Origin of the sequence: Paenibacillus silviterrae, from assembly GCF_030167925.1 — a bacterium.
GTDB classification, from domain to species: Bacteria; Bacillota; Bacilli; order Paenibacillales; family NBRC-103111; genus Paenibacillus_G; species Paenibacillus_G silviterrae.
Window position 1 is genome coordinate 1,350,235 of sequence record NZ_JASKUT010000002.1, and the last position, 22,822, is coordinate 1,373,056.

A 22,822-nucleotide genomic window follows, 5' to 3' on the forward strand; every position below is an offset into this window, starting at 1 on the left:
CATGCTCCAATCCATAAAAATAATTGTTACTACCACTCTAGCATCATTGCTTGTTGTCGTCAAAATCCGTCCGTCAGCCTCATGGACTGTATCGGGTTAGCTGTTCGGAAAGTCTTCTCCGGATCGACTCTACTAATTCCTTCGGCTCCTTCAAATCCACTTCATTTCCCAAGGAAATAAAAAATTCCGTATAAAAAGGAACGTCGCTTCGCGACACGTTCGCATCGATCGAGCCTCCTCCATCTTCTCTCACCTGCAGCAGAGGAGCAAGCCAGAGCTCGGCTTCACATCGCTGAACTCCTATGCTGCTTAGCTCCGCTCTCAAACGTACAGGCTCCCTTGGCTCGTACGTCTCACGCCGTTCAAGGTGAACATCGTCTAGATCGAGCGGCTCTATGCCGGATGTATCTTCCGCCGCCTCACTGATCCGGTCGCACCGAAACACACGGAGACCCTGTCTCAGGAAACAGTACGCCTTACAATACCAAAAGCCGTTATGCGCATAGATGGAGCCCGGCTGGATCCTGCGGCTCGTCTCCCCCTCCACCTTTGACTCGTAATGGATCATGAGCACCTTTTTATGGATGGCGGCATCAAGCAGTATAGCCAAGCATGGGGCATCGCCCCGCCTTGTCGGCGTAATGAAATCGACACGGTGCTTCATACTGTCGATTCGGTCTCGGACGTCTCCCGGCATGTGAAGGTAGAACTTGCTCAAGGCAGAGGCGGACTCCGCTTCGAAGGGCAGCGAGGAATAATGCCGAAGCGCATGAACGGCAAAAAACATGGCGGCGGCTTCCCCCTCTGTGAAGGCAATCGGCGGTAGTACCCTCTCCCTTACCACCTGATATCCACCGTGCGGCCCTACTTCAGAATAGAGTGGTACCCCAAGCTCGCTTAGCTCTTGTAAATCCCTAAGAATCGTACGCTTGGATACGCCGAATTCGTCGGCAAGCTCCTGTACCTTAAAGCGTCTTTTTCGGTTAACCGTCATCATGAGCTCCATAAGCCGTTTCGATTTGGTCACGATAATCAGCACCTTTAACAAAATTTTTAAAGCAAAAAATTAATGACAGGTATTGTCACTATTATGACTTAGAATAGGTTCATCAAGCAACTAACCCTAAGGAGCGATCGTTATGCGAAAATGGACTGCGCTGTTTTTCTTTATCATGTTTCTGATCGGGACGGATACGTTTCTGATTTCTCCCTTGCTTCCGACTCTTCAAACGAAATTTTCAGTTTCAACGGAAAGGGCCGGATGGATGATCGGCTCGTACACTTTGGGATCGGCCATCTTTGCTCTCATCGCCGGACCCCTCTCCGATGGCTGGAATCGAAAAGTCGTCATGCTCTGCGGCTTGCTCGGATTTGCCGTTTCGACGATCCTCTGCGGTTTCGCCGACAGCTTTTGGACGATGTGCCTATTCCGTTTTCTTGCCGGTGTCAGCGCGGCTTTCACAGCTCCCCAAGTATGGGCCTCCATCCCGGTCGTCCTGCCTGCGGAACGCATTTCAAAGACAATGGGCATTGCGTTCTCGGGGTTGGCAGCCGCTCAAGCGCTTGGGGTACCGATCGGAAGCTGGCTAGCGGTCTTCTCATGGTCCGTGCCGTTCTGGACCATTGGCGCCGCGGCGCTGCTGCTGGCAGTCGTGATCCGGTCCACGTTGCCAGACATCAAGCCTGCCGTTCGACAAACGGAGAAGATATCGGTATTTCGCCGTTATGTTCCGCTCCTCACAAGCGCAAAGGCAAGAAGCGGTTTTCTAGCCTACCTGCTTCTTCACTTGGGAAGCGGAACCGCTTTCGCATTCGTCGGCAAGTGGGTCGCCGACCGTTTTCATCTGCCTGTCGGGCAGGTCGGCACGGTGATGATGTTCCTCGGTTTCGGCACGCTGCTGGGAAGCCTGATTAGCGCATCCGTCACGCGAAAGCTCAGCCGGGTCAAAGCATTTTCGTTAGGTATGCTGCTGCTTGCAGGACTTTATATAGGCGCGCCTTACTTACCCGGCATCGGTTACGTAACCTTCGTATATTTCGTCATCTTCGCAACGCTTGGAATTTTGTTCCCGATTGCCATGGAAGCACTAACCTCCTTACATTCCTCTATCCGGGGAACGATCTCCAGCTTGGCCAATTCAACCATGAACGGCGCCAATACGCTCGGAGCGTGGGTGGCCGGTATCTTGTATGTCCAACTCGGCGGTTTTTCATCTATCGGTGTGTTCACGGCCGTCTGCCTTGCCCTCTCGCTTGGAATGTTCCTGTTAGGAGGCGTACTGCAGAAGAATGAACTGAAACACACCACACCATCGCCCTAAAATACAAATAAACGGCTGCTCCCTCAATGAGGAGGGAGCGGCCGTTTCGGAGAGCCTTATTGACTCGCTTCTTTTTTCAAATAGGCAAGATCAGCCAGCAGCTGCTTCGCAAAGTCCGCATCGATATGCTTCCCTGCCTGGGCGGACACTTCATTCTCCAAAGCTTTTAATGCGTTGACGAGCTGAGCTTGGTTGCCCTCGTTTTGAATTTGATTCACTTTGACACTCAAGCTGTTCAGCACGCCCGGATTCTTGATCTTTCCCCGTGCGTTCGCCAGCTGCAGCGCTTCGTCTAATTGATTGCGGTCCATCACGACTGCCAAAGTGAACTCCTTCACCGTGACGTTGCCTGCATGGTCCGCCGCCCTAATCACAATCGCATGCTCGCCGATCGGCAACGTGTAGGGCTCTACGCTAACAGGCAAGCTGAAGGCTGCGCCGTCCAGCGTTGCCTCCACCTGGCTTACGCCGCTAAGCGAATCGGTGATGTCGAACGGGATCAGTAAGGCATCGGTGCGATACACCGCGGTCGTTACCGTCGGTTGAATCGTTGGACCCGTGAGATCTATACTAATCGTTACCGACCGCTCGGCTTCCTTGTTCCCCGCCGAGTCTATACTGTAATACCGAAGCGTATGCACGCCTTCCGCGCTGACCACAGCCTCGGTTCCCATTGTGAACGGACCCTCGTCAACGCTGTAATAGCTGGTAGTCTCGGAGCCCTCGGCATCGACGGCAGTTAGACGAATCACCTGGGCTGTGTTCTGCCAGCCGGACTTGGCATCGGCGGTCGTGACAGGAGGCGTTACGTCCTTGGGCTTCCCAAGAGTCTTCACCGTGACCGTATTGGAGGAAGCGGACTCCCCGGCGGCATTGCTGCCTTTGATATAATAGGTGTACTCCACTCCGGGCTGAACGGTTCGGTCATAGTACGTATCCACTTTGGCATAACCGACGTATTGAGCCGGTTCTCCTGCAGACGAACGATATATATTGTATTGCGTCGCGCCGCCATGTGACGTCCAGATCAGCCCGACGAACGTTTCCCCCGTTAAACCGACAAACAAATTCGAAGGGATCGCCGGCAGCGGCATAGCCAGTTCAAGCTCGCCCGACAGGCCGGACTCTCCCATTTCGTTCTCCGCGCTCACCTTGTAGCTGTAGCCCGAACGATCGGCACTCACGCTTTGATCGGTATACTGAGGGGAGGTGGTGCTGCCGATGCGGGCAAAACCATTCTCGCCGTTCGCCTTCCGGTATACATGGTAGGTTTCCGCGTGGCTAACCGGATTCCAGCTCACCGTGAACGACGAAGTCGTTACAGCACCGGCCGTCAAGCCTGCCGGCGTCTCGGGAACCGACACCGGAGGGTTCGTCGTTACGCCGACGCTGCCGGACAAGGCGGATTCTCCACCCATGGATGTTGCAGCAACCTTGTAATAGTACGTCGTTGAAGGGCTCAACCTCTTGTCGGTATAGGCAGACTCGGATGTATGGGCGACCTTCTGATAAGGCCCGTCAGCGGAAGCAGCCTTGTAAATCCCATAGCTGATAGCCTGTGTTACCGGCGTCCATTCCAGCCCCACCGAAATACTCTTCGTAGAGGCAACCTGCAATCCTTGCGGCGCAGGCGGAATCGGCTGCGAGGCATCGTAGGCAAATATTTCAACCAAGGCAGTGTGCGGAGATTCGCCTCCCGCGTTCAAGGCGGCCACCTTGTAATTGTAGGTAACCCCCAGCTGAACGGCTGTATCCGAGAACGTTGTCGTGCCCGAGTCCGTACTGCCAATGACTTTAAAATAAGGATCCATGGAAGTGGATCGGTAGATTAAATAAGAGGACGACCCGTTTACGGCCTCCCATTGAAGTGTAACGGAAGGGTCGTTCTTAAGCTGTACTGTTAGTCCTGTCGGCGATTGTACTGGCGGAAGCGTGCCGGGACTCACCTGCTTCAGGATGACAAAATAGTTCATTCTCGATGTATTTTGATTGGGTCCCATCACCACGTGAGAGCCTGCGGCATAGCGCTTCTTGAACAGCTTGAACTGCACCGGCTGGTCATCTGTGATGGTTAACCCCGTATCCTCGTAAGAGGATGTCAGCCACTCTGGCCTAGGGGAAATTCTTGCATCGTGGGCGACATACACATCGGCATCCGCTGCCAGGTAAAAGGAGACCAGATCCGGGCTCGTCGCGCTTCGGGAAGCCACAGGGGAACGAATCCATTCCATCCCCTTCAATTCGTCCGGAATCGTAACGAATCGATAGGTTTTGCTCCCAGTGAGCCGGTCACCGGCTACGTAGTCCCCTGTCTGAAGATTGTCTTGGATGGACCAGTTGGCCTCGTTGACCGCCCCGCTGCCGCTGTTGTCATGGATAACAACGCTGCGGATCGACCTCCCGTCCATACTCCGCACCGGCTTCTCCTCCGGCTCCGGAGCCGGCTTCGTCGGAGGAATGAACGGTGTACCCGACCATGCCGGCGGGGTCAAAGGATAATGGGCGGGAAAGCCCGGCGCGGCCAGCTCATTCAGGTAGTCCTCCAGATTCGTGTAACCGTCTCCATTTCTGTCCGCGTTGCGATCCTCCGCATCGAGCGGATTCAAGCCGTTCGCCGTCTCCCAAGCATCCGGCATGCCGTCACGGTCGGTATCCGCAGGAGCCGTCCCCTTCGCCAGCTGAGGGAAGCCTCCTACATCGTTCTCATGACCGATGATCACTCCGGTTTGCTTGCGCACGCTATCCACTACCCGTTCATCCACGGCATCTCTGGCAATTGATGAACCGGAATAGCCAAGAATATGCCCATAGGCAACCTCCGGCTCCTGCGTATGGACAGGAGGATACTCGAAACGCTCCGGCACAATAAGACTAGGCCGTTCCGCTTCCATCATCCCTATGCCGGTATCCGCCCCATCAAGAACACCGTTCTTGTTGCTGTCGATCCGGTTATTGGCAAGGTAAAGACGATAGTTCTCGTTGCCGCGAACAACCGCATACTGGGGATCCGCCGAATTCAAGCCTGCGATAAAATAATTGCCTACGACATTCCCATAGCCTTGAGTGCCCGATTCGCCACCGGCTACATACGGATAGCCGCCCCAGTTATAAACGATATTATTGACAAAATCGATCTGCCCCTTCGTTTTCGGATTGCGATCGTTATTATGGGCATAAAGATTATGATGCATGGAGATGGTATTCATCTCGATCAAGCCGCCCATGGAGTGAGTCAGGAGACCTTCCGATATGATCGACCATTGCACCGTAATATTTTTGGATTTCGGATTTTCGTAATTCTTGCTCTTGATGGACAATACTTCATCCGTCCCCCACGAGAAAGAGGAATGGTCGATAATCACATTCTGGCAATCCTCAAAATACATCGTGTCGTCTTGGAAGCTTTGAACTCCCATGCGATAACGCAAATAACGAATGACAATGTCACTGCACTCGATAAAGCGGATGTTGTTGCCGCGGATCGTGACTCCGTCTCCCGGTGCCGTTTGTCCCGCAATCGTAATCTTGGATTTGTTCCTTACTACCATTTGCGGAATGGTGATTTCACCGGAAATATCGAAAACGATCGTGCGAGGTGTCGTGCCTGCGGTCATCAGCGCATCGTGAAATGTACCTGGACCGGTAAGCTCATAGCTGGTAACATGATACACTTCGCCGCCGCGTCCTCCCGACGCTGCGTAGCCGAAGCCTTCGGCTCCCGGGAAGGCCGGCAGCGCGTCATAGGCTGCTCTGGCTGAGGGCATCGGCACTTGGAATAAGGTGACGGCTAATACAATAGACAACAGGAGCGCCATCCATTTTTTCATATCGAACCTCCTTGTGATTGAATAGGTACTGACAGCAGCGCGGAATAATGGAACCTGATTCCCTCCCTTCAGGAAACGTACCGTCATCGTACCCGCAGGACCTGCAACATGCAATCACCCAATCCTCTAATTCATGAACAAATACGTGATTCTCAGCAAAGATGTCATCTTAAGTGGGGTCCCCCGTATAAAAAGAGAATGGTTCATTGACTGGAGCTTTGGTATACTTGATAATGGATGCTCATCCTGATTATGGATTTAAAAACGAGAAAGCACTGACTTGACAGTCGATCGTTTAGTACTATATAGTACTAAATATGAAAAAGAATCCAACGCGTCTATCCAACAAGGATACGGTGCTTCAAACGGCTGCGTCGCTCTTCTTGACTCGAGGGTACCAGTTGACAAGCATGGACGACATCGTCGCCGTCAGCAACGTGTCAAAAACCAACATCTATTACCATTACAAAAACAAAGAAGAGCTGTTACTCGCCATCGTTGATCAACTGATCGACGGGTACGACCGGCAAATTTCGCTTGTGTTGTCACAAGATGAGCTGTCGATTCCGGACCGCCTGGACCGAATGCTTCGCCTGTTCGCGGACCGGCAGGAGCAGCAGGACATTCTCGGGGGCTGCCCCTTCCTCACGCTGTATACGCAAACGGCCCATACCTCCGAAGACGCTGCAGCGAAAATCAAAGCGTTCTTCGACCGGCAATTGGCCGGGGTGGAACGGCTGCTTGAACTCGGGAAGCAGAGAGGAGAGCTCCCCTCGAATGTGCCTACGGCGGCGACGGCTGCACTCATCGTGACCTCCGTCGAAGGCGCGCTGTTCGTCGCGAAGGCCTGCGGACGTCCCCAGGTGCTGGAAGATCTGCGGCTGGGTCTAGCTTCCATGCTTATGCTTGAGCGTTAATCGCTTAGGCGTTTTTTTTAGAGTAATTAGTACCATGTAGTACTAATCATTAAAATCAAGGAGGAGTTTATGTTGAAAATTTTCCTAACCGGCGCGACCGGCTTCATCGGGAAGGCTTTACTGGCGGAGGTAACGGCCCAGGGGCACGAGGTGTACGCGTTGGTGCGCGACTTGGCGCGCTTCCGTCGGGCGGTCGAGCAGCTGCCGCCAGGTGTTGCCCAGACGGTTCTATCGGTCACCGGAGACTTATCGCATGCGAAACTAGGCTTGAACGAGGCCGATTACGAGCGAATCGCGGATGTCGATGTGATCATCCACGCCGGCGGTCCCATGGACATTCAGCTGAGCTCGGCAGAAGCGGAACGCGCGTTTCTCCGGCCCGCGAAGGAGCTTGCGGAGTTGGCCGTGGAAATTCATCAAAAGCGAGGGCTGAAGCAATTCATCCATCTCGTCGGGTTCATGAGTCCGTACGATGAAACGAATGCGCTGACGAACCAAGACACTGCGCTCCGGCATGCCCCGCCGTACGAACGTTCAAAGTTTCAAGCGGACGCTTACCTTCGGCAAGCGCTTCATAAGCACGCAATCCCGTTATCCACAGTTAACCCGAGCGTTGTAATCGGCGACTCCGTGACCGGGAAGACCGAACAGCTCGGGGGACTAGGCATTTTGGTGGACGCCGTACGAAGAAACCTGATGCCCCTCGCCCCCGGGGGAGACAAATACTGGCTGCCTATGGTACACCTGGACCATGTCGCTTCGTTCGTCGCAAACCTCGTTCGCACGGAAGGTGTCGCCAGCGATACATATTACTTGCTTGATCCCCGGAGCAGCAGTCCTACCATGAGCTCGCTGATCGGCACGATCGCGACGGAGCTGCGGATGATGCGGCCGATCGGAAGCGTTCCTCCGACGCTGCTGAAGGCCGCTTTGGGCGCAGGCATCGGGGACCTGCTCGGCGTCCCCTCGGAGTCCATGAACTTTATCGTGAATCGGGACTTTCCGGTTCACTCGAAGCGGCTCATTGAGGAGAAACAGGGCCAGGGCGGTACCTCCTTGGTCAAGGGCACCCTCCCTTTCGTCATCTCCGATCTTGATTATCGGTTATCCCACCCGGAAACCGCAGCCCCGGAGGGGTTTATGCAAAAGCGAAGCTCCAAGGTCGTCACGTTGGAACGGGAGGGCGAAGGGCCACCGATTGTGCTGCTGCACGGTACGTTCAGCAGCGCGGACCGGCTCGTCCCCGTCGCCGAACGGCTGAGGGGCCGTCGAACGATCCTCGTAGACCTGCCGGGATTCGGAAGAACTCCGGTCTCGCACGGCTCTTCCTTGATCGAGGACTGCGTTGACGCCGTAAGCGAACTCGTTCTTGAGCTGCAGGAGCCGGTCATCTTGGCCGGTCACTCGTTCGGCGGGCTGATTGCCGCAAAGGTCATGGAGCGAATCGAGCCTCGTATTCGGAAGCTGGCGCTGCTGCAGCCCGTCCTGCAGCCCATTTCGGCCAAATATCGGTATGCGGCAATCACCGAGACGTTCTTGAAGCGTCTGAAGCCTGCCGCCTTCCAGAGCGAGCAGCGAAAAGGTGGGGATTTCCCCAAGGGGGGCGAGACGATGGAAAGGTATGTCGCAGCAACGATCCGCGATCTTCGATCGCCACGCATACGTCATACGAACGCTTGGGCGATGTCGGTACTCACGCATGACCGTTCCTTCGAGCTGCGGCCGGAAACCTGGAATTCGAACAAGGTTAGGATTCTGCTAGGCGAACGGGAGAACGCTTTTCGTCTGCCGGCACCGTTCCAACGCTTCGACGCCGACACCCTCCCTTACGGCCATCAATTTCCGATCGAAGCTCCGCATCTTGCAGCGGCTTGGCTTCGGAGCGTGATCCTGTCGGGGGATGAAATGTCTACGCAATGAATCGGCCCCGAATATGCCGGGCTCATTCTCCTTTCTTGGCAAGAGATAGGCTAACGGCGACGGGCCCGCCGGACAGCATTCGACGATGTAGCCGTCCAGCAGGTCCCAGAAGGGTCAAGTCTATGACTTCATGAGACGAAAAAGAGCCGCCCGTCGGTTGTGCTTCCTTGGCGGCTCTTACCCTATGCTTCTATTATTATTTCAGCCCCGTCATGGCTACACCCTCGATAAAGCGCTTCTGCGCGAAGAAAAACACGAGCATGAGCGGTAGTGTTGCCAATACCGATGCAGCCATCAAAAGATTCCACTCGGTGCCCGCCGCATCCGTAAACAGCTTCAGCCCGACAGGCAGTGTAAACAGCTTATCCGTACTGATAAAGATGAGCGGATCGAAGTAGTTGTCCCAGCTGTGCAGGAAGGTGAAGATGGCCAGCGTCGACAAGGACGGGCCCGCAAGCGGCAGCATAATCCGCCAGAACGTCTTCCAAGGCGTACAGCCGTCGATCTTGGCCGCCTCATCCAGCTCGCCGGGAACCGTGATGAAAAACTGCCTGAGCAGAAACACCCCGAACAGCCCCTCGCGCCCCAGCATCGGCGGGAATACTAACGGGAAATGCGTGTCAGCGAGACCCAGCTTCGTCATCCAAACAAACATCGGAATGGCGGTAACCTCGGTCGGAATCATCATCCCGCTAAGCAGAATGAGGAAAATTACATTTCGCAGCTTGAACGAAATCTTGGCGAAGGCGTAGCCGGCCAGTGCGGAGATGAGGCAGGTACCTATCGTTACCACAGCCGCAATATACAAGCTGTTCCAAAAATACAACAGAAAATTAGGCTGCTTGATGAACACATTCGCAAAGTTGCTCCAGACGAACGGATCCGGAATCCACTGCGGCGGAAACATGAAAATTTTGGTCGGATCCTTCAATGCGGTGGTGATCATCCACAGGAAAGGAAACAAAACCACGATGGAGATGACGGTCAAGAGGGCGTAAATCGGACCGTTTTGCGCCAGCTTACTGCTCATGATACACCCACCTTTTACGCAAATTCCACTGAACGAGCGTCAGCACCAGCACCAGGAAGAACAAGATGAACGCGACGGAGGAAGCATAGCCGAATTCGAAATTTTTGAAGGCCGTCTTGTAAATATAATAGACCAGCACGTGCGTGCTAGTACCCGGACCGCCGTCCGTCATCACCTGGATTTGGGAGAACACCTTTAAGGACCCGATTAAGGTCAGCACCAGCGCCAGAAATACCGACGGGGAAATCATAGGCAGTGTAATGGACCAAAAGGTACGGGGCTTGGAGGCGCCGTCCAGCTTAGCCGCCTCGTAATACATCGCAGGAACATCCTGCAGGGCCGCAAGGAAAATGACCATGTTCAATCCGACATTCTTTAATACGCTAATGACAATAACTACCGGCATAGCCAGCTCGAAGCTATAAAGCCATGCGGGGCCGGTAATGCCGAACAGCTGAAGAATTTGGTTGATTAATCCGGAATCCGTAGCGAAAATATATTTCCATACAATCGCCCAGACGACAATCGATGTGATGACCGGGGTAAAGATGGCCGTACGAAACAAGCCGATTCCCGGGAGCTTCCGGTTAAGAAGCACAGCGAGCCCCAGCGCCAGCAGCAGATTGAGCGGAATCAAACCTGCCGAGAAGTAAAGGGTGTTGCCGACGGACGTCCAGAATAGCGGATCCTCCGTAAATGCGCGTGTATAATTATTCAATCCGATAAACTGGGAGGCGCCCAATAGCGACTCATTCGTAAAGCTCATCACAAACGCCCAAACGATGGGCACCAGCATGAAAACCGCGTATCCCAGCACAATGGGGGATATGAATAGATACCCGTACCACTGATCTCTTGCATGCAGCTTGCTTTTCTTTTTCCCTGCAACGTTGTACGGACGGTTCGCCATCGCTGCGTTATTTTGTAAGGTACTCATGCAGCGTCACTCCTTCCTGCTCCCAAGGCTTAAACGCCCCATAAGGGGCGGCTTGCCTCTTTCTCTATTTCAATAAAGGTCCGACCTCTTTTTCCGCTTTCGTCAATACATCCTTAACAGTAGAATTCTGGGCGTACAGATAATCCATGATTGTCTGCATCTTCGTATCGATCTGCTGCCAATTTTTGTGCGACGGCAAGGAGTTGGCTTTCGGCATCTGATCCACAACAGACAGCTTGACGCTTTCCGCAGATGGTCCCTGCTTCAGGAAATCCTCGGACTCCAGAATCGATTTGCGGCTAGGCACGAAGTATTGGGAGGTCAGCTTCATATTGTCCGGGTTCGTCATGAACTTCAGCAGCTCCAGCGCTTCCGCGTAATTCGGCGAATCCTTCAAGATCGTATAGGAGGCATAACCGATGGTTGTTCCCGGACCGTTCGGGCCGGCCGGCAGCGGAGCAATGTCCCACTCAAAGTCCTTTACCGCCTTGGCCTTGCCCATGTAGCTGAACAGCTCCTTCTGCATGGCGATTTTGCCCGTGTCGAAGGTCGTCTGATCTCCCGGCTTCGGATGCACCTTATCCTTAAAGATCATATCCGAGTAGCTCTGCAGCGCCTGCTCGCCTTCCTTCGAATTCAAGGTGAAGGCCGTTCCGTCGGCATTAAACAAGGAGGCTCCGTACGCGTTGAAATGGGATTGCATCGCATCCGGCCAATTTTGCCAGCCGTTTCGTACGAAATTCACGCCGTAAATACCTTTGGCAGGGTTCGCCAGCTCCTTGGCGGCCTTCATCATTTCATCGTAGGTCCACTTACCCTGCTTATATAATTCCGTCGGCGTAGGCAGGTTTTTCTCCTTAAACAGCGTTTTATTGTAATAAATCATCATCGGCGGCGTAGAGAACGGGATGCCGTACACCTTGCTGTCCTTCGTGACCAGGTTCAGCGTAGAAGGGATGACGTCATCGAATTTATAGTCCGCATCCTTCTTGAGCGGCTCCAGATCCGCCAGCTGACCGGCAGACAGGAACTGAGGAATCATGCGCTCCGCCATCCATGCGATATCCGGAGCGGATTTGGATGCGCTCATGATCGAAAGCTTCTGCTGATAATCTGCGAACGGGATCGTTACGATTTCGACGGATACGTTCGGATGCTTTTCCTTATATTTGGCGATGATATCCTCGTACATCTTCTTGTGCGTGTCGTTGCCCCAGAAGCTGAATTTCAGGTTTACGTTCTTGGCGGGCTTCGCCGGATCGGCTCCTGATGTGCCCGGCTGCAAGGATTGCGACGGCTGAGCGCCTCCGCATGCAGTCACTGCTAGAGCCACAGGCACTATGGTTAGTGCGGCTTTCCACATTTTGTTCATGTCATAACTCCCCTTTACGATATATAAGCGCTTACAAGCACATTATATAGAAATCGCTTCCCGCTCATAATGACACTGCGTTCAGAAAAGGTTTAAATTGTATTGTTGTTTTCTCTGTATTCTGAGGGAGTGCAGCCGATGTTCTGCTTAAACAGGTGCATAAAATATTTGACGTTCGGGTAGCCGGAAAGCTTGGCGATGTCCTGTATCTTCATTTGAGTGTCTTTCAGCAGCTGCTTGGCTCTCTCCATCCGGACCTGGGTCACGTAGTCGGATAAGTTCTGCCCTGTCTCCGACTTGAACAGCACGGACAAATACCGGTGGTTCAAATGCACCTGATCGGCTAAGTCCTGCAGCGAGATATCCTGCTCCAAGCGGTTTCCTATCAATTCCTTCACTCTGCGGATAACCTGGCGTTCCTCCGCTTCCTTCGGCGGGCCGTTGTCCGGCTTTCCCTTCAAGGTCCGCTTCTTGAGCCGCTCCACCACCTGGGCAAGCTCTGCCGTCTCTACAGGCTTCAGGAGATAGTCTACGGCTTCATACCGGATCGCTTCCCGGGCATACACGAAGTCGTTATATCCGCTTATGATCACCACAGGAAGGGCAGGACTCTGCTCCTTCAAGCGCTTGATCAGGTCAATTCCATTCATTTCCTTCATGCGAATGTCGGTAAACACGGCGTCTGTCGTATGCGATTTCAGCCATTCCAAGGCTTCCCGGCCGTTGGAGGCTTCCCCTGCGACATGAACGCCTCCAATTACGTCCTCCAGCACCTTGCGAAACCCGCTCCGAATCGTAGACTCATCCTCAACCAACAATATATTCAGCTTCATTCCTCATTCCCCCATTGTAAAGGTATACGTATACAAAAGGACGCTCCCTGCTTCGGACGATTATCGAAGCTGATGCCGTAGCCCGGTCCGTACAGCAGCCGTAGCCTTTCGCTCACATTGCGCAGGGCAAAGCCCTTCTTCCTAACTCCGAAGGAACCGATTGTGCCGCGCCGCTGATCCGGCTCACGCCAGCTCCGCTCCACCTGCAACATTTGGGCGGGCGTCATTCCCTTGCCGTTATCCTCCACATAAATCAGCAGATCCTCTTCCTCGCAGCATGCCCGAATCCGAATGTGGATCGGAAACGGGCCGTCCTTCATGCCGTGTTCGATGGCGTTCTCCACAAGCGGCTGCAGAATCAGCTTCGGCATCAGGCAGGAACCGAGGCTTAGATCGGATTCAATCTGCATGCTGAGCTTGTCCCCCAGCCGAAACGACTGAATTTGCAGATAAGCCTCGGCAAACTGCAGCTCATCCTCCAGATGGACGAACCTCTCATGCCTGTCTACCGTGTAGCGCAGCAGTCTTCCCAAGCTCACTACAGCCTCGGAAAGCTCTGTGTTTCCCCATTCCAGCGCTTTTACATTAATGGATTCCAGCGTGTTATATATAAAATGCGGGTTCATCTGGCTCTGAAGAGCGGACAGCTGGGCTTCCTTCTCCCGGAGCTCGCTTTCGTAGACTTGGTGGACGAGCCTATCCAATTCGGAAACCATGGTGTTGAAGCCTTCCGTCAGCCATCCGATTTCGTCGCGGGAGGTTACCTTGGCTCTCTCCTTGAATTCTCCCCGCTGAATCTTCCTCATCGTGGCCGCCAAATGATGGATTGGCCGAGTCAGCCTTGCCGCCAGAAAGCCAGACAGCAGAAATGCGCACAGCAAAGCCGCAGCCGACACGAATAAGCTGTATCGGATCAAGGCTCTGGCATTTTTCTTTAGATCCTCTTCAGGCACAAGCGCTTTGACTACGATACCCGATACCGGAGAATACTCCTCCGCCGTTAGGAAGAACGGTCCCCCTTCAGACTTCCCCAGCATGGGGTCCTGCATTTCCAGAGAAGAATACAGCATCGCTCCCTGGCTGCTTGCCACATGGATCACCGTATCCGGCTTCATGTCCTTAAGCCCGAAGATGCTGGCGAACCCCCCCTGCGTTAGATCGATCTTAACAATTCCCAGATGCTGATGGTTTTGCGGATCCCGAATGACCCGGGCCAGCGAGATGACCCTCTGCTCTCCGGACTTGTAGTATCTGGCGCTGTGCGGCGGGATGGCGACAATCGCTCCATCCGCAGCAATCACGGACTCCATCCAGGAGGTGGCTTCTTGGCTCCACGATTTGTTCACGGAATCGTCCGTATTGGTAAACAGCACACCGTCCATCGCGAAGATCAGAATGTTTTGTATCTCCGGTCTTTCGGCTGCCAGCGATGAGATCAGCAGGCTCATTCTGTTGATTTCCTCCAGCGGCACGAAATCCCTGGAGCTCTCGGTTAGCCGGCTCCGCAGAATATGCATAACCGACTGGTCATAATAAGGCGCGGTCGTCAGGCGGTCCATCTCTTTATAATAGCGGTCGATGCTGTTCAGGATCTGGTTTGCAATTTGACCGGTGTAATTGTTGGCGTCCTTTTCTACCTGGGTCATATACTGCCTGTAGCTGAGGACGCCGATCGTCGTCAGCGGGACCGTAATCAAAACGCAGAATAGCAATATGAATTTTACCCTCAAGGGGAAGAAAAGCCGAACGGCTTGCATGGAAATGACCTCCAGATCGTTAATTCGGCTACGCGAGTAAGTTTACATTCAATATAGCATACCGGCCCGAGCCCTGATACCTATTCCAGAAGCCGCAGATGACTTTGCACATGTCCCTCCTTAGCCTCACGATACGTACTTGGGGACATGCCGATGATTCTGCGAAACACTTTGCCGAAGTAGCTGACATTGCTGAAGCCGGAGAGTCCCGCGATTTCCGTTATCGGCAGAGCTGTCGTGCGCAGCAGCTCCGCCGCCCTCTCCAGCCTTCGGTTTCGAACATAATCCATGGGAGAAACGCCCAGGTAAGAGGAGAACTTTTTGCACAAATGATATTTATTCAAGCCGGCAATGTCAGCAAGCTGATCAAGCGAGAGATCCTGCTCATAGTGGTTGTCAATGAATGACGTCACGCGCCGATACGCCTTTGGAATCTCCTCCGTTCGATAGGAGGCCCGGCTAAGCAAGGAACGCTGCAGAGCTATTAGCCACTCGTAGATTCGCAGCGACAGGTCGAACCGGTCCCCGAGCCTTTTGGCTTCCGCATCGCGATACAATGTCCACAGCAGCCGAATCGGCAGCTCATCAGACCCCATCTCCACTACAGGACCATGCTCCTTCATGAGCTCTTGCGTCAGCCAGTCCTCACCGGGCATTTCGAAGCGAATCCAAAGATATTCCCAGCCTTCCGAAGTCCGATCAGGATCATAGTAATACTCGTGATCGCTTGGAATTGCCACCGTGAATGCCAGCCCCTTCGGAACCGAAAAGTGCTCCTTCCCATACCGAAGCCGGCCTTCTCCCTTCAAGGTGTATTGAAAAATAATCCCCTTGCCCTCCCGCTTTCGTCCGTTCCATCGATAGGAGCCATCCTTCGCACAGCCGTGCCCGATGGAGAACAGCTTATGCAAATGATTGCCCTCATCCTCCGTATATCGAAAACCATATGACGTCTGCACAATATCGTACCACCTCAGGACAAATATTTACTGTTTAACAAGAAATTACAAGGTCTTATAATCATTTTAGATGACAAATATTATACCACTCGGAGGTGTGTTTTGATATGGACAGCGTCATGACTTGGGAAGACTGCTATGTCGGAATCGAAGGATCGGTGCTTCGGATCGGAAACAGCCGGATCGAACGAAGCTGGTCCTTTGCCTACGGAAGGCCTGTGAACGTGTCCGTTCTGGACAAACAGAGAGGCAAGGAATGGCTAAGAGAAGGCTCGAAGGCCGCTTTGTTCGGCGTACCCTGGATGCCTGCCGGTTCCCGGTTGACGGTTGTATCTGCCAATACCTCAGTGGATGATGATTGCGGCGTTGGCAGGTCGCATCTTCGGACGGATGTCGACATGCTGTTCGGAGGGATGTCCCGATTCGTTCGACTCACCGTCAGGGTTTACCCGGAAGGTGCTTTTATCAGGCATGAGCTTACTTTGCTGCCGGAGGATGTCATTGCGGTACAGGGAGGCTTTGCGATTCCGGTGGAATCTTCAGATGTAACCGCCGGTGTCGGTACAGCCCCGGCCCTGCAATTGGATGATAACCATAAGCAGCAGTCCTCCGGCAACAACGATTATTGTGACCGGCTGGACCTGCAGGAGCTCCACTGTCGCTGGGAGACCGTCAGCTTCCGGGACCGGACGGATGTCAACAATAACCTGGTCAGCCGGGAGTCCGGACTGCTGTATAAGAACGAACAACGGGGACTGCGCGGCAACATCCTCATGCTGAGGAACAGCCTGCAAGGAAGCGGTCTTCTGCTGATTAAGGAAAGTGCAACGCCGCTGGGGCATGTGCAGGATCGGGGATTGGATCTGCATTTTCAAGGCATCTGCTTGTCGGTAGTCGGCACAGGCTTTGATGCGGATACTCTTGCGCAGCAAGAGGAAGTGACGTCCTATGGCGTTACGGTAGGGGTCTACGACGGCGATAAGCTTAACGGATACGAGCTGATCCATCAGTACCACCGCTGCCTTCGGGAGTTCCATGCGGAACGCGACAGCTTCGTGATGAGCAATACATGGGGGGACCGCTCTAGAGACGGTCGGGTTTGTGAGGAGTTTTTGCTTGCCGAGCTGCATGCGGCTTCCCGGCTTGGGATTGACGTCGTACAGATCGACGACGGATGGCAGAAAGGCGTTACAACCAATTCGGTGAATGCCAAAACGGCCGGCGGGCGGTGGAGCGATTACTACAACGGTGGGGGCGATTTCTGGACGGTTCATCCGGAGCGGTTTCCCCGCGGCTTGGTGCCCGTCACTGAGCTGGCGAAGCAGCTTCGCATCAAGCTCGGCTTGTGGTACTCCCCGGATTCGGAGAACGATTTTGCCAACTGGGAAAAGGATATTGAGACCCTGCTGAGGCTGCATCGGGAGCATGGCGTCTGTATGTTCAAAATGGATGGAGTACATATTCGCTCCAAGCTTGGGGAGAGCCGCTTCGTCAGGATTCTCAGACAGGTCGTACGGGAGACTGGAGGTCAGGTGGACTTTAACCTGGACACAACATCCCAGCAGCGCCTCGGCTATCTGGGTAAAACGCAGTACGGCAATCTATTCCTCGAGAACCGCTATACCGATTGGAAGAACTATTATCCTCATTGGACGCTGCGGAATTTGTGGATGCTGTCACCCTTCGTCCCGTCCTCGAAGCTGCAAATGGAGTTTCTGAATGTTAACCGGAACAAAGAGCTGTATGCTGGCGATCCCTTGGCCCCTGCCGCTTGCGGGCAGGTGTATTCCTACGCAGTGACGGCCTTCGCGAATCCGCTGGCGTGGATGGAGCTTACCGGGCTGGACGCCGCTCAGACGGCAGCCTTATCTGCTGTGATTCAGGCGATAAAGCCGTATCACAAGGATATACTGGCAGGGCATGTGCTTCCTATCGGTGATGAACCTACGGGAACGGGCTGGACGGGACTGCAAAGCCTTCAGGGGGACGACAGCGGATATTTATTGGTGATCCGGGAGCTGAACCCTTCGTCAACTCGCATGCTGAAGCTATGGGGGCTCGGCTCGTGCGAAGCTCTGCGGCTTTCGGAGATCGTGCGAATGGACAGCAAGGACCAGGTCATTATTCCTCAGTGTCATGAGGAGGCTTCCGCCAAGCTGCTTAAGCCCGATTCCCGCGGGGAGTTTTCGTTCACCAGGCCGGCACCGTTTTCTTTTACGGTATATCGGTATGCGGCATCCCGGTGAGCAATTCAGAAGAAACCTAAGGTCGCGACGCATGGTACAATTTAGGAAACACGGTTTTCCGGGGAGGTATCCTGCTTGGGTGATTCACAATGGATTTTATCGTACAAAAGCAGTTTGACACAATATACGGAAGAGCAGCTACGCTATCAAGCCTCGCCTGAGATATGGTCGCTTGGCCAAATGTACGACCATCTGATCCTCACCGCGCTGGACTACCTGGATCAGGCAGGGCTCTGTAAAGCGGCAGCCGCAGACCCCACACTTGGGAAGACGGAAACAGGCGAGCGCATTTTCGAAGGCCGTATGTTTCCCCCTGTCAAAATCAAGTTGCCGGACGGGCCGGAAAATTCGCCAAGCAATATCGAAAGTAAAGAAGACCTGGCGCGCGGACTCGATCGGGTGCAGGAACGCATGAGCGAATGGACAGGGAAGCTGGAGGAGATCGATCCCCACAGAAAAATACAGCACGGCGGCTTCGGTTGGTTAAACGCCAAGGAGTGGTTTGCTCTTATCGACATGCATTTCCGTCATCACCTTCAGCAGCAGCGCGAACTGGAGGCCCGTTTGCCGATTAATGAAAGGGCTGTCCGCTAGAGACAGCCCCTTCTTTTTGCGCTGAAGCTTATTTTCCTTCCAAACAAAGCTTGACCAGATCATCCACATGGGCTGTCGCAAGACACTCTACGGTATCCGCTGCGCCGTAATAGAGCTTTACCTCTCCATCGTCCTCCAGAATCATCCCGCCTGGAAAGATCACATCGTTGCGGAATCCGCCCTCTGCCTCGTAGGGCGCTTCAGGTGCCATGAGCGGCTCCTTGTAAAGTCCGACTACTTTTCTGGGATCCTCCAGGTCCAGCAGTGCAATTCCTGCGGTGTAACGCTTACGCCAAGCCGCTTCCCAGCCGTTCTTCCCGCGGGAAGGATCCCGGTCCACGGCATGGAATGTGGTCAACCAGCCCTTCGAAGTTCGAATAGGAGGTGCGGCCGGACCGATCTTATCATTCGCAAACGGGATATCCTCCACCCCGAGTACGAGCGCCGAATTCCCCCAATATACAAGGTCCGGCGAATCGGACAGCCACATGTCGAACCGGTCGCCTCCCCCACGGCCGTATACAGGGAAAGGTCGCTCGAGCCGGACGTATTTTGAACCTATTTTTTCGGGAAAAAGCACCATGTTGCGATTGTCCGGCAGGCTCAGGTGCAGCACCTCAAAGTGCTCAAAGTCCTCGGTTACCGCGATCCCTCCGCGGAGTCCGTGCTTTGTGTCGACAGCAAAGCACATGTAACAGCGTCCATCGATCACCGTAAGGCGCGGATCGTAAGTGCGGATGATTTCCTCGTCCTTCAGTCCGAAGCATGGCTTCGATTGTACCTCCCACTGAATCCCATCCTTGCTATAGGCGAGACCCAGATTCGTCGTGCTGCTTGGCTCTAGCGTATGCGTAGCAGGATCTCCGTAATCATTACGGAAAACCATAACGTATCGGCCCTCATATTTGGTAACTCCGGCATTAAACACAAGCGCTGGCTTGTACGGTACGTCTGCTGCGGTAAGAACAGGGTTGCCGGGATATCGGGTAATCACAGTGCTGGATTTCAGGGCTCCAATAAGCTGAATCGTCATGGATTCATGTGCCTCCTTCGATATGGGGAATGACATAAGTGATGCCTCTATCGTAAAATAGAGTGAGCGTCGCAGCATCTTAAGTTTTCACGATAAGTCTCAACTTTTTCCGAGGAGGCGGTCCGCATGACGGTATTTCCTTCAAATAAGCAGCTGGCGGATTACGTATATATCTCACCCGAGCTCCCTCTTCACATCTCGCTTAATGAAATTCAGCGGCACTTTCCTGCACACCGGCATGATTTTCTGGAGTTCTCCTTGGTCATCGACGGCGAAGGCTGGGAGGTTGTAAACGGGACAAGTCATCCGCTTCAGCGAGGCACGTTCTCCTTCTTGCTGCCTTATCAGATTCATGAGCTTCACGCGAAGCCGGATGCCCCGTTGAAGCTGTACAACTGCATGTTCGATATGAGCTTACTGTTTTCCGTTTTGCCTTCGGAGCAGGAATGGAAACGCTTATTATACACCGAATCCAGCTCGCTTCCCTACGTGCATTTATCCTGTGAAGTTGCGGAGGAATGGCTCTCGCTGATCCGCAGCATGGTTGCCGAGCTGGCTTCGGGAGATGCCTGGCGACTACCGATGATCAAGCTCCGATTGGCCGAGCTGTTAATCCGGTTCGCACGGGCACGAGACAAGCGTGAGCATCCGTCGGGGAGCGAGCGGCAGTTGAACGCAGAGCCGGATACGAGCATTTGGTATATCATCCACTACATCCATCAGCACTATCGAGAGGAGCTGACGCTCTCCGGGCTGGCTCATCGCTTTGACAGGAGCGAGCCTCAGCTGAGTAAGGAAATCAAGCGGCATGTGGGCCAGACGTTCGTACGCTTCCTGCACGAGGTGCGGATTAGGCATGCCTGCAGCCTTTTGCTGTCGACCGATATGAAGAGCATCGATATTGCCGTCGAGGTCGGCTTCGGTTCGTTTCAAACGTTCTCGCGCATCTTCCGGGAGCTGAAGAATATGACGCCCAGCGAGTATCGCTCGAGCTCCGGGCGTCAAGCGGACGCCGAATCGCGGCAATGATATTTTTGGGAGAATCGGTGGCGTCGTTTGGTTTACTCATCCGGTGCGTTGTAAGAAACGGTCAGTAATGCGCCTGTCCACGAGCTGCAGCGAATCTGCAGACCCGCTAAGCGCAATAATGCCATTGCTTGACGCCGGAATGACCCGGGACGCTCAGGCAATGGCATTTTTGCTTTTATTTGCACCTGTCCACGAGCTGCAGCGAACCTGCAGACCTGCTAAGCGCAATAATGCCACTGCTTGACGCCGGAATGACCCGGGGCGCTCAGGCAATGGCATTTTTGCTATTATTTGCGCCTGTCAGCGTGCTGCAGCGAAGCTGCAGACCCGCTAAGCGCAATAATGCCACTGCTTGACGCCGGAATGACCCGGGACGTGCAGGCAATGGCATTTTTGCTATTATTTGCACCTGTCCACGAGCTGCAGCGAACCTGCAGACCCACTAAGCGCAATAATGCCTTGACGCCGGAATGACCCGGGACGCTCAGGCAATGGCATTTTTGCTATTATTTGCGCCTGTCAGCGTGCTGCAGCGAAGCTGCAGACCTGCTAAGCGCAAAAATGCCACTACTTGACGCCGAAACAGCCCGAGGCAAGCAGGCAATGGCATTTTTGCTATTATTTGCGCTTGTCAGCGTGCTGCTACGTCTCGTCGTCGAAGCGGATGCCCTCGTTAAGCGCGGCCCCCGTAGCGGCGGTACCGGGCTTCTCTCCGAGCCATGCTCCCTGCTCGATCAACGTCCGCTGGAGCTGAGGCACGGAGACCTCTCGGAAGCCGGCTCCCGCCTTCGCCGCCATGGAAGCGGCGACGCCCGCAGCTTCGCCCATCGCGAAGCAATTCGGCATGACGCGTAGCGAGCCCTGCACCGGACGGTCGGAGGACACAGCCCGGCCGGCCACAATCAGATTCGTTATGCCCTTCGGCAGCATGCAACGGTAAGGTACCCCGTGAGACTGACCTTTCGGCAGATGCTTCACGGTCATTGTACTGTTCGCGTTAGCCAGATGAATGTCAATGAAATAGGAGTTACGTGCAATATCGTCTTCGAAAGTCCGCATCGATAAGAAATCCTCTACCACTAGCTGATAATCCCCCACGATGCGGCGAGTTTCCCGTATGCCAATCTGATCGCCGGAGTGCACTAGATGAACCTGCTCGAACCCGGGGACATACTTGCGCAGAAAATGCAGCTGCCGCTGGATCAAGCGCCGTCCCTCAATGGCCGCCCTCGTGAGATCTTCCGCCTTCGTCCCGTCCACACCAAATATATGCCCGAAGTTGAAGCCGGCCACCGTATCGGTGATCCAAGCGATACCGGAGACCTTTTTTCGCCCCTCCGGTAGATCCCCGTTCCGCTGCGCTTCCACCACCGCCTTCTCCAGCTGGCCGGATTGCTCCGTCTCCTTAAGATAATGATTGAACCGCTGCCGGTTTGCCCCGGTTACGAGAAAGCACATCGTGGCCGGCTGCAGCTCCCCCTGCTCTCCACCCGTTAAGAACGGCACTCCGGCCAATGCAGCCAGATCCGCATCACCGGAGGCGTCGATATACAGCTTCGCCTTGACCAGCTGGCGGCCGCTTTTGTTACTGATGACGAGCCCCTCGATCCGCTCGCCGTTCACTAGGACCTGATCCGCCACGGTATGAAACAAGAGGGAGGCCCCGCTCTCCATGACTGCCTCATCATATACCCACTTGAGCGTCTCTACATCGATAGGCACCCAGTTGAGCTTATCTTTGTTCCGTTCGTAAAATTCCTTCCCTGCGGCTTCCTTCATCCGCTCCAACAGCGTCAGCCCCACCCCGCGAATGACCGGCTTCTCTCCATCCGTATACGGACAAAAAGCAGGCACTAATGCGGCTGTTCCCATACCGCCAAGGTAACCCCGCTGCTCAATCAGCAGGGTGCTCGCCCCGTTTCGAGCTGCTGCCACCGCAGCGGCAACCCCTGAAGCGCCGCCACCCAAAACAACGACATCCGGCTCATAGGTCACAGGCAGCTGAGAAGATATCGATACTTTTGCTTCAAACGAATCCATACAATGA

The 22,822-nt window shown here is 54.2% G+C and carries 16 protein-coding genes; 6 read left to right on the forward strand and 10 right to left on the reverse strand.

Features of this window, described 5'->3' with window-relative positions; all coding sequences use genetic code 11:
• Positions 1-79: 79 nt before the first annotated feature.
• Entirely contained in the window at positions 80-1,027 is a 948-nt protein-coding gene (locus QMO62_RS28970) for a helix-turn-helix transcriptional regulator (RefSeq protein WP_284645966.1), read from the reverse strand.
• Positions 1,028-1,139: 112 nt separating this feature from the next.
• Here QMO62_RS28970 and QMO62_RS28975 point away from each other — a divergent pair, with 112 nt between their 5' ends.
• The gene (locus QMO62_RS28975; RefSeq protein WP_284645967.1) at positions 1,140-2,321 is read left to right on the forward strand and encodes an MFS transporter; all 1,182 of its coding nucleotides are present in this window, start codon (positions 1,140-1,142) and stop codon (positions 2,319-2,321) included.
• Positions 2,322-2,377: 56 nt separating this feature from the next.
• On the opposite strand, the gene QMO62_RS28980 is transcribed toward QMO62_RS28975, so the two are convergent.
• Complete coding sequence (locus QMO62_RS28980) at positions 2,378-6,148, reverse strand: OmpL47-type beta-barrel domain-containing protein (RefSeq protein WP_284645968.1); 3,771 nt, start codon at positions 6,146-6,148, stop codon at positions 2,378-2,380.
• A gap of 317 nt (positions 6,149-6,465) precedes the next feature.
• On the opposite strand from QMO62_RS28980, the gene QMO62_RS28985 reads away from it, so the two are divergent.
• Entirely contained in the window at positions 6,466-7,065 is a 600-nt protein-coding gene (locus tag QMO62_RS28985) for a TetR/AcrR family transcriptional regulator (RefSeq protein ID WP_284645969.1), read from the forward strand.
• Positions 7,066-7,134: 69 nt separating this feature from the next.
• Complete coding sequence (locus QMO62_RS28990) at positions 7,135-8,985, forward strand: alpha/beta fold hydrolase (protein ID WP_284645970.1); 1,851 nt, start codon at positions 7,135-7,137, stop codon at positions 8,983-8,985.
• A 196-nt stretch (positions 8,986-9,181) separates the two neighbouring features.
• Here QMO62_RS28990 and QMO62_RS28995 read toward each other — a convergent pair whose 3' ends face one another.
• The 6 genes from QMO62_RS28995 to QMO62_RS29020 form a co-directional block, all read right to left on the reverse strand.
• Positions 9,182-10,015, reverse strand: coding sequence for a carbohydrate ABC transporter permease (locus QMO62_RS28995; RefSeq protein ID WP_284645971.1), 834 nt, complete (start codon positions 10,013-10,015; stop codon positions 9,182-9,184).
• Positions 10,005-10,952, reverse strand: a complete 948-nt coding sequence (locus tag QMO62_RS29000) for a carbohydrate ABC transporter permease (RefSeq protein WP_284645972.1) — start codon at positions 10,950-10,952, stop codon at positions 10,005-10,007. Before QMO62_RS29000 ends, QMO62_RS28995 begins: the two co-directional genes overlap by 11 nt.
• Positions 10,953-11,016: 64 nt before the next feature.
• Positions 11,017-12,324: an ABC transporter substrate-binding protein gene (locus QMO62_RS29005; RefSeq protein ID WP_284645973.1), complete on the reverse strand. Its 1,308-nt coding sequence runs from the start codon at positions 12,322-12,324 to the stop codon at positions 11,017-11,019.
• A 92-nt stretch (positions 12,325-12,416) separates the two neighbouring features.
• Entirely contained in the window at positions 12,417-13,157 is a 741-nt protein-coding gene (locus QMO62_RS29010) for a response regulator transcription factor (RefSeq protein WP_284645974.1), read from the reverse strand.
• Positions 13,154-14,854, reverse strand: coding sequence for a cache domain-containing sensor histidine kinase (locus QMO62_RS29015; RefSeq protein WP_284645975.1), 1,701 nt, complete (start codon positions 14,852-14,854; stop codon positions 13,154-13,156). The genes QMO62_RS29010 and QMO62_RS29015 overlap by 4 nt, the downstream gene beginning before the upstream one ends.
• A gap of 140 nt (positions 14,855-14,994) precedes the next feature.
• The gene (locus tag QMO62_RS29020) at positions 14,995-15,873 is read right to left on the reverse strand and encodes an AraC family transcriptional regulator (RefSeq protein WP_284645976.1); all 879 of its coding nucleotides are present in this window, start codon (positions 15,871-15,873) and stop codon (positions 14,995-14,997) included.
• A 107-nt stretch (positions 15,874-15,980) separates the two neighbouring features.
• On the opposite strand from QMO62_RS29020, the gene QMO62_RS29025 reads away from it, so the two are divergent.
• Positions 15,981-18,119 carry an alpha-amylase family protein gene (locus QMO62_RS29025; protein WP_284645977.1) on the forward strand — a complete coding sequence of 713 codons (2,139 nt, stop codon included), beginning with the start codon at positions 15,981-15,983 and terminating at the stop codon, positions 18,117-18,119.
• 75 nt (positions 18,120-18,194) lie between these two features.
• Positions 18,195-18,713 carry a DinB family protein gene (locus QMO62_RS29030; RefSeq protein ID WP_284645978.1) on the forward strand — a complete coding sequence of 173 codons (519 nt, stop codon included), beginning with the start codon at positions 18,195-18,197 and terminating at the stop codon, positions 18,711-18,713.
• A gap of 28 nt (positions 18,714-18,741) precedes the next feature.
• On the opposite strand, the gene QMO62_RS29035 is transcribed toward QMO62_RS29030, so the two are convergent.
• Complete coding sequence (locus QMO62_RS29035; RefSeq protein ID WP_284645979.1) at positions 18,742-19,746, reverse strand: glycoside hydrolase family 130 protein; 1,005 nt, start codon at positions 19,744-19,746, stop codon at positions 18,742-18,744.
• Positions 19,747-19,872: 126 nt separating this feature from the next.
• Here QMO62_RS29035 and QMO62_RS29040 point away from each other — a divergent pair, with 126 nt between their 5' ends.
• The gene (locus QMO62_RS29040; protein WP_284645980.1) at positions 19,873-20,775 is read left to right on the forward strand and encodes an AraC family transcriptional regulator; all 903 of its coding nucleotides are present in this window, start codon (positions 19,873-19,875) and stop codon (positions 20,773-20,775) included.
• Between the two features lie 642 nt (positions 20,776-21,417).
• Here QMO62_RS29040 and QMO62_RS29045 read toward each other — a convergent pair.
• Positions 21,418-22,815, reverse strand: coding sequence for an FAD-dependent oxidoreductase (locus QMO62_RS29045; protein WP_284645981.1), 1,398 nt, complete (start codon positions 22,813-22,815; stop codon positions 21,418-21,420).
• Positions 22,816-22,822 lie beyond the last annotated feature (7 nt).